Source organism: Methylophaga sp. UBA2689 (assembly GCA_002354555.1).
In the GTDB taxonomy this organism is placed as follows: Bacteria; Pseudomonadota; Gammaproteobacteria; order Nitrosococcales; family Methylophagaceae; genus Methylophaga.
The window spans coordinates 1-12,140 of sequence record DELT01000050.1 but is presented as its reverse complement, the minus strand read 5'-3'; the positions used below and the strand labels follow the sequence as shown (position 1 = coordinate 12,140).

The following is a 12,140-nucleotide window of genomic DNA, read 5'->3' as shown; positions in this document are numbered from 1 at the left end:
TCCCAACACATCAACCGGTCCTTCTTAAAGAGACCGTCGAGGGGCTGTTTATTCAGCCTGATGGTATTTATGTGGATGCGACTTTTGGTCGTGGCGGTCACTCTCGTGCCATTCTGCAACAACTTTCAGCAAACGGTCGTTTATTAGGATTAGACCGGGATCCCACTGCAGTGGAAGCTGGTCAGACATTGGCGGAAACAGATTCGCGCTTTGCGATGGAACATTGTGCTTTCTCTGAACTTTCAACGGTTATCCATTCACGGCTTTGGCAGGGGAAGGTAAACGGTATTTTGATGGATATCGGTGTGTCTTCACCACAGCTTGATGAGGCTGAACGTGGATTTAGTTTTCAACATGATGGCCCATTGGATATGCGGATGGACCCGACATCCGGTATGAGTGCTGCCGATTGGCTTGCCAGTGCTGAAATGAACGAAATTGCTACTGTGATTAAAACGCTGGGTGAGGAACGCTACGGTAAGCGTATTGCTTCCGCCATCGTGGAAACCCGGGAACACACTCCTATTACTACAACAAAACAGTTGGCTGATTTAGTGGATAAGGCGAGTCCGACCCGCGATAAATTCAAGCATCCGGCGACACGCACTTTCCAGGCTATTCGTATTTTTATCAATAGCGAGCTCGAAGAGTTAACCAGTGCACTGGAACAGGCTCTGGAAGTCATGGCTGTGGGCGGCAGGCTGGTCGTTATCAGTTTTCATTCGCTGGAAGATCGCATCGTCAAACGTTTTTTCCGCGACCAGGCGAAAGGTGATGATTTGCCTGCTCATTTTCCAGTGACAGCGGATCAATTAAATCCTCGTCTTAGAATTATCGGCAAGGCCATCAAAGCAGATGAAGCTGAGTTATCAGTGAATGTTCGCTCTCGCAGTGCGGTATTACGTGTGGCGGAGAAACTTGCATGATGTGGCCAACGTTTTTCGAACATATCCGTATTGATTTGCCTGTGCTTGTCATGACTTTATTAGTGCTGGTCTCATCAGTTGCAGTGGTCTATACCAAGCATGCGGGGCGTAGCGAATTTGTTGCACTGCAGCAATTGGAAAACAGACGTGATCAATTGAATGAAGAGTGGGGCAAATTGTTACTGGAACAGAGCACATGGGCCAGTCCAGCCAGAGTTGAACAACAGTCTCGTACCCGCCTGAATATGCAGGTACCCAGCAATGAACAAACCGTGGTGGTCAAACCATGAGTCGGCGCAAGCAAAACGGTTATCAGCAAACCGGCAGCTGGCGGCTGAATCTGGTCAGACTGTCTTTTATCCTGATTGGTCTGGGCCTTTTATGGCGACTGGTGGATATTCAGGTATTGAATCCTGATTTTCTGCGTAATCAGGGCGATGCCCGCCATCTGCGTAATGTTCCAATTGTGGCCCATCGGGGAATGATTCTAGATCGTCATGGCGAACCTTTGGCGATCAGTACGCCAGTCCATTCTGTTTGGTTAAACCCTCAGGTAACGGATGCAGAGGATCCAAAACTGACCAAGTTAGCTTCTATTCTGGGTATTGATGCCAATAATATTCGTCAACGGATTTATCAGAATCCTGAACGTGAATTTCTTTATTTAAAACGTCGGGTCAAGCCGGAAATCTCGGATCAGGTAAAACAGTTAAAACTTGGTGGTGTTGCGTTGCAACGGGAATACAAACGCTATTATCCAACAGGTGAAGTAACAGCCCATGTGGTGGGCTTTACCAATATTGATGATGTTGGTCAGGAAGGACTGGAACTCACCTACGAGCCATTACTTACCGGTGTGCCAGGGTTGCGTCGTATGGTGCGTGACAGTAAAGGTAATTTTGTCGGTGGTGGCGATCCTATTCGTCCGGCCAAAGCTGGCGAAAACATTCAGCTGAGTATCGATTTGCGTTTGCAGTATCTGAGTTATAACGCACTTAAAAACGCGGTTGATAAGCATGGTGCGAAATCAGGCTCTGCGGTGATTCTGGATGTTCAGACTGGTGAAGTCCTGGCGATGGTTAATCAACCAGCTTTTAATCCAAATAATCGTTATGGTGTGCAGTCGGCTGACTTACGTAATCGTGCTGTGACCGATCTGTTTGAACCAGGTTCAACAGTAAAACCTTTTACCGTTGCCAGTGGTTTGAAGTCAGGCAAATTTGATCTCAACACAATGATCAACACACATCCGGGTACCATGCGGGTCAGTGGGCATACCATTCGTGATTTCCGCGATTACGGCATCATTAATTTGGCCACATCAATTCAGAAGTCCAGTAATGTTGCGGCCAGCAAAATTGCATTGGAACTTGAACCGATGGATTTGTGGCAGGATTTTGCCAGTTTTGGCATGGGCACTGAAAGCGGCGCCTATTTCCCAGGGGAAGCCATGGGAACTCTACCTGATCCACGGACATGGCGAACTTTGGATCGGGCCACGCTGGCTTACGGTTATGGATTGGCAACTAATACATTACAACTTGCCAGAGCTTATACCATCATTGGTAATGGCGGCATTATGCGCAATGTCACGTTTATCAAACAGGATAAAACACCCAAGGGACGTCGAGTTTTTTCCAAAGATTTAATGGAAACCGTACGTGGTTTGATGGAATTAGTTGTGCTTCCAGGTGGGACAGCCCAACGGGCGGCAGTGCCAAATTATAGTGTAGCTGCAAAAACCGGCACGGTTAAAAAAGCTATGGCAGGAGGGTATACCGAGAGTGAGTATCAATCGCTATTTGCTGGTTTGATACCAGCCAAAAATCCCCGCCTGGCAATGGTGGTTGTGATTGATGAACCAACAGGCGAAGAGTATTACGGTGGTGCAGTAGCGGCACCGGTATTTGCTGATGTGATGGTTGGAGCCATGCGTTTGCTGAATATTGCCCCTGATGCACTCCCACAAACCCAATTACAGGTGGCGCATCAATGAACTATCAAATGCGTCTGATTGATTTAATGCAACTGGTTGATAGTGACACTGAGTCGACAACAGTGGTTACAGGCATCAGTCTGGATAGCCGTCGGCTTAAGTCAGGAGATTTGTTTTTTGCCTTAGCTACTGATCTGGAAATCCGAGCTGAACATATCAAGCAGGCAGCTACAGCCGAAATTGTAGCCGTTTGCTATTCAGCAGAAGCACCTTTGAACTCTGATCTGAAAAAATATCTGCAACAACGGCAAATAGAAATGGTTGCTGTTGATGATTTGAAGGAGCAAATCGCTCGCCTGGCCGCCGCATTCTATCAATATCCTTCCGCAACGATGACTGTCATAGCGGTAACCGGTACCAATGGTAAAACCTCTGTCACCCAGTTTATCGCTCAGGCACTGGAAAATGCCGGTCAACCTTGTGGTGTGATAGGAACATTGGGCAGTGGAAGAATAACGGAAATAAAAGATCATGGCATGACAACGCCGGATTCCGTTCGGTTACAAGCAATGCTTGCAGAAATGCGTGACAGTGGAATCCAGTACGTCGCCCTGGAAGCTTCCTCACATGCGTTGGAACAGGGACGGCTGAATTTTGTGGATATAAATTACGCCGTATTGACCAACTTGAGTCGGGATCATCTTGATTATCACCACAATATGGAAGAGTACGCGGCAGCAAAACAACGTTTATTTAATTTTACTTCGATTCAGGCTGCAGTAGTAAATGCTGACGATGAATTTGGTCAGCAAGTATTGTCTTTACTCAACAACAATCAGATTACCAGTGTGGAGTATAGCTGCAGCAATTCCAAAGCCAAGTTGTTTGCCAGTGATATTCAGCCGACAACTAATGGTTTGCAATTCAATTTACATAATGACCAGCAAACATTGGCTATTCGAACCCGGTTACTGGGCAGATTCAATGTCGAAAATCTGTTGGCCACCGCCGGTGTACTTGCGTTAGTTGGTTGGTCAACGAGTGAAATTGCAGACGGATTAAATCAATTAACCAGTGTAAATGGACGTATGCAACTGTTGGCGAGCAGTCTGCAACCGTCAGTCGTGATTGATTTTGCCCATACCCCTGACGCTTTGGAAAAAGCCCTGCTGGGCATGCGTCAGCATATGGATAGTCATTCGAAACTCTGGTGTGTATTTGGTTGTGGTGGTGAACGCGACAAAGGCAAACGGCCTTTGATGGGAAAAATCGTCAGTGAGTTGGCCGACAAACTGGTCGTTACCGATGACAATCCGCGTGGTGAGAAAAGCATGGAAATCATTGATCAGATTCTGGCTGGTTGCCATAAACAGGCAGATATACATATCGAAGCCGATAGAAAGCTTGCGATCGAATACGCCATTATCGATTCAGCACTTGAAGACATGGTCCTTATCGCCGGAAAAGGCCATGAACAATTTCAGGAAGTGGCCGGCGTAAAAACACCTTTTAATGATAACGAGATAGCGATGCAGGCCATACAAAAACGTCACTCAGCAACAAGGGTAACTTTATGACCACTATTCACCTGAGCAAAATTGCTGAGCAACTGAATGTCGAGTTACAGGGCGAAGATGCTGTGATGACTGGCAGCAAGATTGATAGCCGGCAGATTGAAAGCGGTGATTTGTTTATCGCCCTGCAAGGCGAGAATATGGATGGCCATGATTTTATAGAGCAGGCACGTTTGGCGGGAGCAAGTGGTGCGTTAGTTAATCGGTTTATCAACAATGAACTGCCTCAGATAGTGGTCGAGGATGTGACTAAAGCCTACGGAGCTATTGCGAGACTATGGCGAGAAAACAGTCATGCAAAAGTCGTCGCGGTAACAGGGAGTAATGGTAAAACCACGCTTAAGGAAATGATTTCATCCATCCTGGCGCAATGCGGCAACGTTTTGGCTACAAAAGGCAATCTGAATAATAACCTTGGGGTTCCACTGACCCTGACACGCCTCAGCGACAGCTACGATTATGCAGTGATCGAAATGGGGGCTAATCATTCAGGTGAGATCGCCACTCTGGTTGCCATGGCAGAGCCCGATGTTGCCGTAATCAATAATGTCGGCGCAGCTCACCTTGAAGGTTTTGGTTCACTGCAGGGCGTGGCTGAAGCTAAAGGTGAAATCTATGCCGGACTGAAAGCAGACGGCGTTGCGGTAATCAATGCCGATATGCCTTATGGCGATTTATGGAAACAGATACTGGGAGCGCGTCAACAAATCAGTTTTGGGCTGCAACAACCCGCGGACATTGTCGCATTAGACCTGCAGTTAGCCATTACCGGTAGCCACTTTATGGTGCGAATAGATGGTGTTTGTCATTTTATCTTTTTACCACTACCGGGAATCCATAATGTCAGCAATGCCCTAGCAGCGATTGCGGTTTGTTCAGCGCTTAATATTGAGCCGGAAGCAATTGTTAAGGGTTTGGCAGCAATTAAAGCTGTTCCACATCGCTTGCAATTACGCGAGGCGGTAAATAACGCGTTAGTGATTGATGATACCTACAATGCCAATCCCGGATCGTTTCGTCAGGCGCTGCATACCTTGATGCAGTTCCCAGGGGAACATTGGCTGGTGCTGGGTGATTTTGGCGAGCTCGGACCGGAGAGTACTGCTATTCATCAACAGTTAGGACGAGATGCACTGGCAGCGGGTGTTAAACGATTGTTTACCGTTGGACAGCAAAGCCAGCTGGCCTCGGCAGAGTTTGCTGATAATGCCCAGCATTTCAATGATCTGTCAGAGTTGGAAGCGGAATTAAAGAACACCCTGAATAAAGATGTGGCGTGTTTGATTAAAGGTTCACGCTTTATGAAGCTGGATAAGCTGGCGGATGCACTGGCCGTTGGAGGAGAAGCCTGATGCTGTTAATACTGAGTGAATATCTGAGCCAGTATTACACCGGTTTTAATGTCTTTCAGTACCTGACATTACGGGCCATTTTAGGTGTTATGACCGCACTGGGAATTGCCCTGATTGTTGGTCCTACGATGATCCGACATCTCAGTTTCAGACAGATTGGCCAGGTGGTCAGAAATGATGGGCCGGAATCTCATATCAGTAAAACAGGTACGCCCACGATGGGCGGTTCTTTAATCCTGGTTGCAATTGCCGTCAGTACCTTACTGTGGGCTGATCTGACAAATCGTTACGTTTGGGTGGTGTTACTTGTCACGATGCTGTTTGGCACAATTGGTTTTGTTGATGATTACATCAAGCTGGTTCGTCAGGATCCCAAGGGACTGTTGAGTCGTTATAAATATTTCTGGCAATCAGTAGTCGGTTTGGGGGCAGCAATATTTCTGTATATGACAGTACAGACCCCCGCTGAAACGCAGCTTATCGTGCCATTTTTTAAAGAAATCATTATCCCTCTGGGGGCCTGGTATTTACTGGTGGTCTATTTGGTCATAGTTGGCAGCAGTAATGCTGTGAATCTGACAGATGGTCTGGATGGTTTAGCGATTATGCCAACCGTAATGGTAGCGGCAGCTTTAGGGCTATTCAGTTATGTTGCAGGACACTTTGAGTTTGCTAATTATCTGCAAATTCCGCATATCCCGGGTGCCGGTGAATTAACCGTATTCTGTGCCGCGATGGTTGGTGCTGGTTTGGGCTTTCTATGGTTTAACACTTATCCAGCGCAGGTTTTTATGGGGGATGTCGGTGCTTTGGCGCTGGGAGCCGCGCTGGGAACGGTTGCAGTCTTGGTCCGTCAGGAATTGGTATTGCTGATTATGGGTGGGGTATTTGTCATTGAAACTCTGTCAGTAATGATCCAGGTGGCCTCATATAAATTACGTGGCAAGCGGGTGTTCCTGATGGCGCCAATTCATCATCACTATGAGTTAAAGGGCTGGCCTGAACCCCGCATTATTGTTCGATTTTGGATCATCACCGTATTTCTGGTGCTGGTCGGTTTAGCGACGTTGAAAATACGATGACAGCAGAATTACAGCAAAATAGTTCTCATTACAGCCTGATCGTTGGACTGGGTCAGACAGGATTGTCATGCGCGCGATTTTTATTGCAGCAGGGTAATGCTGTGGCGGTAATTGACAGCAGTGAAAAACCTACCTGTTTGAATGCACTGCAAAAAGACTATCCGGAAGTTATAGTGAAAACAGGTGGTATTCCTGCCGATTGGTTAATGCGAGCTGACAGCATTGTATTGAGCCCCGGCGTTGATCCGCGTTTACCCCAGATTAGACAGGCAGCCGAAGCCGGTATCGAGATTATTGGTGATATTGAGTTATTTGCCCGGCATGCCAACGCCCCCATCATTGCCATTACTGGTTCGAATGGCAAAAGTACCGTTACCACTCTAGTCGGTTTAATGGCACAAATGGCCGATAAAAAAGTAGCTGTTGGCGGTAATCTTGGCACACCGGCATTGGATTTGCTGACGGATCCTGCTCCAGATTTTTATGTTCTCGAGTTATCCAGTTTTCAGATGGAAACAGTGCATTCTATGAATGCATTTGCTTCAGTGATACTCAATGTCAGTCCCGATCATCTGGATCGCTACGATTCAATCGAAGAGTACCAACGCGCTAAACAAAAGGTTTATTACGGTACGGGTGTCATGGTGATAAATAGAGATGACCCTATTGTTTCTGCAATGGCTGTAGCTGGAAGGGATCAGCTTGGTTTCAGTCTGCATGAATCAACCGGATATGAATTTGGTGTGCTGACTCAGAGGGGACATCTCTGGCTGGCTGAAGGCGATGCGCCGTTAATGCTGGTCAGCGATATGAAAATTGCCGGTAGCCATAATATTGCCAATGCATTGGCGGCATTAGCCCTGGGTTCTGTAATGGGCCTGCCGGTGGACGCCATGCTAAAAGCCTTAAAAGAATTCAAAGGTCTGCCGCATCGCTGTCGTTTTGTTCGCGAATTACACGGAGTTCGCTGGTTTAATGATTCTAAAGCCACAAACGTTGGTGCCAGTATCGCTGCAATAGAGGGGCTGGCTGAGAATGGCAAGATTGTTTTGATTGCTGGTGGTGTAGGCAAAGGACAGAATTTTGCGCCATTAAGCCCAATCCTAAAGGACTATGTCAGCACTATCGTGTTGATTGGGCAATCTGCTGAAGAAATAGCAAGACATGTACCGGATACAGTTCAGATCCATTTTGCAGCAGATATGAAAGCTGCGGTTCAGGCGGCAAATATTTCTGCACAAACAGGTCAGCAGGTTCTGCTTTCACCAGCCTGTGCGAGTTTTGATCAGTTTGCCAATTACGCTGATCGTGGCGACCACTTTGAGCAGGCAGTGAGGGAGTTGGCGGCATGAGTCGTGTAAGCACCTACTTCGATTCAAAGCTTTTAATAGCAACATTATCCTTGCTGTTGATTGGTCTGATTATGGTGTGTTCAGCTTCAATTACCATTGCTGAAAACAAAACCGGACAACCATTATATTTCTTTATCCGGCAACTGGCATTTGCCGGGCTCGGATTGTTTTTTGCCTGGTGTGTCATGTCGATAAGATTGTCTCATTGGCAGCAAATGGCACCGATGATGTTGATGGTGGGTGTAGGTTTACTGGTATTAGTGTTGATTCCTGGTATTGGCCGAGAAGTTAATGGTAGTTCACGTTGGTTACCCTTGGGGCCAGTTAATCTTCAGGTCGCTGAACTGATTAAATTGTTTGCCATTATTTATGTGGCAGATTATCTGCAACGCCATCATGGACAACTAAACACTTCATTATTAAAAGTCCTGTCTCCATTACTGTTGTTGAGCGTAGCAGCGGTATTAATGTTGTTGCAGCCTGATATGGGCTCCATCGTAGTTATTTTGTCCACCGTACTGGTGATGATGTTTCTTGGTGGAGCCAGATTAGACGTCTTTATTGGCTTGATCGCCATTTTGGCAGGGTTATTTACCCTGATGGTCTGGGTGGCGCCTTACCGTCTGCAACGCCTGCAAAGCTTTATGGATCCTTGGGCTGATCCGTTTGGAAGCGGTTTCCAGTTAACACAGGCACTTATTGCCTTCGGTCGGGGAGATTGGCTGGGAGTGGGCTTAGGCAGCAGCATGCAAAAACTGTTTTATCTGCCTGAAGCACATACTGACTTTTTATTCTCGATTCTGGCAGAAGAGCTAGGATTAATTGGCGCTATTACAGTAATAGCTTTGTTTCTGGTCATGATTTGGCGTGCATTGGCGATAGGCCGTGCTGCAGAAGAAGCCGGTCAATTATTCGGCGCACAAATCGCCTACGGCATTTCGGTATGGCTGGGTCTACAGGCTTGCGTCAATATCGGCGTCAATATGGGGGTGTTACCGACGAAAGGACTGACATTGCCATTGATGAGTTATGGCGGCAGTAGTCTGGTAATCGTTTGTGTCGCGATTGGTCTGTTATTACGAGTAGATCTGGAAACCCGTCAACCTGAAAAAGCATCAGCGAGGGTCAAACGATGACTCGCGTATTAATTATGGCAGGTGGTACTGGCGGACATGTGTTTCCAGCATTAGCCGTGGCTGAAGAATTACGTTCTCGTTCGGTGGATGTTGAGTGGATAGGCACAGAACGCGGTATTGAATCCCGTTTGGTTCCTGCGGCTTCCTTCAAATTAAATTTAATTCCGATTAAAGGGTTACGTGGCAATGGCATTTTCGGTTGGCTGGTAGCACCGTTCAGAATTTTACGAGCAGTACTCGAATCCAGAAAAGTGATTAAACGGTTTCAACCCGATGTGGTTATCGGTCTGGGAGGTTTTGCTTCAGGGCCTGGTGGTCTGGCAGCATGGCTCACCGGCAAACCTTTATTAATACATGAACAAAATGCAATCGCCGGCATGACGAATCGATTACTGGCAAAAATTGCTAAGCAGGTTTTACAGGGTTTTGAAAATAGTTTTGTCAGCAGTAACAAAACCAGATGGGTGGGTAATCCGGTAAGAAAAGAAATTGAACAGTTACCTGAGCCACAGATTCGTTATCAGGCACGGGTTCAGAAACCCTTAAAACTATTAGTGTTAGGTGGCAGCCTGGGAGCAAAAAGCTTAAATCAGGTTGTACCGCAGATGCTGGCATTAATAGGTAAAGAACACACGGTTAACGTCATTCATCAGTGTGGTGAAAAACATTTGGCAGACTGTCAGCTTGCCTATGAACAGGCGGGAGTATCGGGAAAGGTCACCCAGTTTATTGATGATATGGCGAAAGCCTATAGCGAAGCTGATTTGATTATTTGCCGGGCAGGTGCGCTTACCGTTGCCGAAGTCGCGGCAACAGGTATTGCAGCAATTCTGGTGCCGTATCCGTATGCAGTAGATGACCACCAGACTCACAATGCTCAGGCATTAAAAGACGCAGGCGCTGCATTACTGATAGCCGACTCAGCACTTAACGCAGAAGATCTGGCAGCAGTAATACGGCCATTACTGGAAAACCGAAAACAATTGGAACAAATGGCAATACAGGCAAGAACATTGGCAAACCCCGGAACAGCAATTCAGATAGCAGATATCTGTCTGGAGTGGGCACATGGCTAAATTAACCTCAGCAATGCAAAGTCGGGTCAAACATATCCATTTCATCGGAATTGGTGGTGTCGGTATGGGCGGCATTGCCGAAGTACTGCTGAATCTGGGCTACCAGGTCAGTGGTTCGGATTTGAATGAGAACAGTTTGATTCAGCACCTGCGTCAGCTTGGGGCTAACATCATGATTGGTCATGACGCGGCCTACCTGAAAGGTGCTGATGTGGTGGTGGTAACAACCGCAGTGAGCGCTGACAATGTAGAAGTCATGGCAGCTCGTGAACAACGTATTCCAGTGGTACCTCGTGCCGAGATGCTGGCTGAATTAATGCGTTTCAGCTATGGCATTGCCGTGGCGGGTACGCATGGCAAAACCACTACAACCAGCTTAACAGCTGCTTTGTTAAGTGAAGGCGAGTTAGATCCAACATTTGTGATCGGTGGTCGATTAAATAGTGCGGGTTCCAATGCGAGATTAGGTACCGGACGTTATTTAGTCGCTGAAGCAGATGAAAGTGATGCATCCTTTTTATACCTGCAGCCGATGATCGCCATTGTGACCAATATAGATGACGATCATATGGCGACCTACGAAGGGGATTTTGAAAAGCTTAAAGCTACCTTTATCGAATTTCTGCATCACTTGCCATTCTATGGCCTTGCAGTGTTATGCATTGATGATGAAGAGGTTCAGAGCATATTGCCTGAAGTGACGCGGCCAATCACCACCTATGGTCAGGATGAACGTGCCGATTTTCGAATCAGTGATTTGCAGCAGTACCAGGGGCAAAGTGAGTTTACTGTTAGCGAAGCTCAAAGCGGTGTGCAATATCAGGTGCGATTAAATATGCCCGGACTGCACAATGCGCTCAATGCGACAGCTGCTTTAGCCGTCGCCCGTAACTTAGGTGTAGATGTAGCCGCTTGCCAACGTGCGTTATTGAAATTTGATGGTGTTGGCAGACGCTTCAATATTCTTGGCGAGAAAACCATTGGTCAGGGGCAGGTACTTCTGGTAGATGATTACGGTCATCATCCTACTGAAATTGCGGCGACAGTTGCCGCCAGCCGCGGAGGCTGGCCGGATCGTCGTTTAGTGGTCGTTTTCCAGCCACATCGTTATACCCGAACACGTGATTTGTTCGAAGATTTTGCCCGTGTGCTGTCAACGATAGATGTTTTGGTTGTACTCGAAGTTTACCCGGCAGGCGAAAATAAAATTGCGGGTGCTGATGCTCGCAGTTTATGCCGTGCCATAAGATTGCGCGGTCAGGTCGAACCGGTATTTGTGGAAGATAAACAAGCGTTGTTTTCTGTACTTCCAGGTTTATTAAAGGATCGGGATTTATTGCTTACCCTTGGAGCGGGTGATATCGGAACCATTGCCAAAGAGTTGGAACAACAACTTGAGGAGATGAGCTAATGGTCTCGATGTTTAACGAGTTGCAGGGCGAATTGAAAATAAATGAGCCATTATCACAGCACACTTCCTGGCGAGTAGGTGGAAAAGCTCAGCGTTTTTATCAGCCAAAAGATAAAAATGATCTGGCGTCTTTTTTACGACAATTGCCATCTGATGAACCCTTGTTATGGTTGGGTTTGGGTAGCAATTTATTAATCCGCGATGGTGGTTTTGCTGGCACGGTTATCAGCATGGCCGGAACCATGCAGGCGCTGGATATAGATGGTCAAACTGTTACCGCAGAAGTAGGTGTTTA

Annotated in this window: 11 protein-coding genes; all 11 read left to right on the top strand. The window is 47.0% G+C overall.

Annotated features, from left to right (window positions below; translation table 11 throughout):
• On the top strand, positions 1–926 hold a 926-nt coding region (rsmH, locus tag B3M51_RS05350), incomplete at its 5' end, for a 16S rRNA (cytosine(1402)-N(4))-methyltransferase RsmH (protein ID WP_292757367.1).
• A complete protein-coding gene (gene ftsL / locus B3M51_RS05345; protein WP_292757365.1) occupies positions 923–1,216 on the top strand; it encodes a cell division protein FtsL in 294 nt (97 codons plus the stop codon). The genes rsmH and ftsL, both read left to right, overlap by 4 nt.
• Positions 1,213–2,922: a peptidoglycan D,D-transpeptidase FtsI family protein gene (locus B3M51_RS05340; protein ID WP_292757363.1), complete on the top strand. Its 1,710-nt coding sequence runs from the start codon at positions 1,213–1,215 to the stop codon at positions 2,920–2,922. Before ftsL ends, B3M51_RS05340 begins: the two co-directional genes overlap by 4 nt.
• Positions 2,919–4,439, top strand: coding sequence for a UDP-N-acetylmuramoyl-L-alanyl-D-glutamate--2,6-diaminopimelate ligase (locus tag B3M51_RS05335; protein ID WP_292757361.1), 1,521 nt, complete (start codon positions 2,919–2,921; stop codon positions 4,437–4,439). Before B3M51_RS05340 ends, B3M51_RS05335 begins: the two co-directional genes overlap by 4 nt.
• Positions 4,436–5,788, top strand: coding sequence for a UDP-N-acetylmuramoyl-tripeptide--D-alanyl-D-alanine ligase (locus B3M51_RS05330; protein ID WP_292757359.1), 1,353 nt, complete (start codon positions 4,436–4,438; stop codon positions 5,786–5,788). The genes B3M51_RS05335 and B3M51_RS05330 overlap by 4 nt, the downstream gene beginning before the upstream one ends.
• Positions 5,788–6,870, top strand: coding sequence for a phospho-N-acetylmuramoyl-pentapeptide-transferase (mraY, locus tag B3M51_RS05325; RefSeq protein ID WP_292757357.1), 1,083 nt, complete (start codon positions 5,788–5,790; stop codon positions 6,868–6,870). The genes B3M51_RS05330 and mraY overlap by 1 nt, the downstream gene beginning before the upstream one ends.
• Positions 6,867–8,222 carry a UDP-N-acetylmuramoyl-L-alanine--D-glutamate ligase gene (gene murD, locus B3M51_RS05320; protein ID WP_292757355.1) on the top strand — a complete coding sequence of 452 codons (1,356 nt, stop codon included), beginning with the start codon at positions 6,867–6,869 and terminating at the stop codon, positions 8,220–8,222. The genes mraY and murD overlap by 4 nt, the downstream gene beginning before the upstream one ends.
• Positions 8,219–9,358: a putative lipid II flippase FtsW gene (gene ftsW / locus B3M51_RS05315; RefSeq protein WP_292481508.1), complete on the top strand. Its 1,140-nt coding sequence runs from the start codon at positions 8,219–8,221 to the stop codon at positions 9,356–9,358. The genes murD and ftsW overlap by 4 nt, the downstream gene beginning before the upstream one ends.
• Positions 9,355–10,434, top strand: coding sequence for an undecaprenyldiphospho-muramoylpentapeptide beta-N-acetylglucosaminyltransferase (murG, locus tag B3M51_RS05310; RefSeq protein ID WP_292757353.1), 1,080 nt, complete (start codon positions 9,355–9,357; stop codon positions 10,432–10,434). The genes ftsW and murG overlap by 4 nt, the downstream gene beginning before the upstream one ends.
• Positions 10,427–11,845 carry a UDP-N-acetylmuramate--L-alanine ligase gene (gene murC / locus B3M51_RS05305; RefSeq protein ID WP_292481503.1) on the top strand — a complete coding sequence of 473 codons (1,419 nt, stop codon included), beginning with the start codon at positions 10,427–10,429 and terminating at the stop codon, positions 11,843–11,845. Before murG ends, murC begins: the two co-directional genes overlap by 8 nt.
• Positions 11,845–12,140, top strand: a 296-nt coding sequence (locus B3M51_RS05300; protein ID WP_292757351.1) for an FAD-binding protein, incomplete at its 3' end; no start/stop codon positions are given. The genes murC and B3M51_RS05300, both read left to right, overlap by 1 nt.

What these genes read in the sequence shown, in the direction of transcription:
- murC (WP_292481503.1), top strand. Translation starts at nt 10,427, where the DNA reads ATGGCTAAATTAACCTCAGCAATGCAAAGTCGGGTCAAACATATCCAT.
- ftsW (WP_292481508.1), top strand. Translation starts at nt 8,219, where the DNA reads ATGAGTCGTGTAAGCACCTACTTCGATTCAAAGCTTTTAATAGCAACA.
- B3M51_RS05330 (WP_292757359.1), top strand. Translation starts at nt 4,436, where the DNA reads ATGACCACTATTCACCTGAGCAAAATTGCTGAGCAACTGAATGTCGAG.
- ftsL (WP_292757365.1), top strand. Translation starts at nt 923, where the DNA reads ATGATGTGGCCAACGTTTTTCGAACATATCCGTATTGATTTGCCTGTG.
- B3M51_RS05335 (WP_292757361.1), top strand. Translation starts at nt 2,919, where the DNA reads ATGAACTATCAAATGCGTCTGATTGATTTAATGCAACTGGTTGATAGT.
- murD (WP_292757355.1), top strand. Translation starts at nt 6,867, where the DNA reads ATGACAGCAGAATTACAGCAAAATAGTTCTCATTACAGCCTGATCGTT.
- murG (WP_292757353.1), top strand. Translation starts at nt 9,355, where the DNA reads ATGACTCGCGTATTAATTATGGCAGGTGGTACTGGCGGACATGTGTTT.
- mraY (WP_292757357.1), top strand. Translation starts at nt 5,788, where the DNA reads ATGCTGTTAATACTGAGTGAATATCTGAGCCAGTATTACACCGGTTTT.
- B3M51_RS05340 (WP_292757363.1), top strand. Translation starts at nt 1,213, where the DNA reads ATGAGTCGGCGCAAGCAAAACGGTTATCAGCAAACCGGCAGCTGGCGG.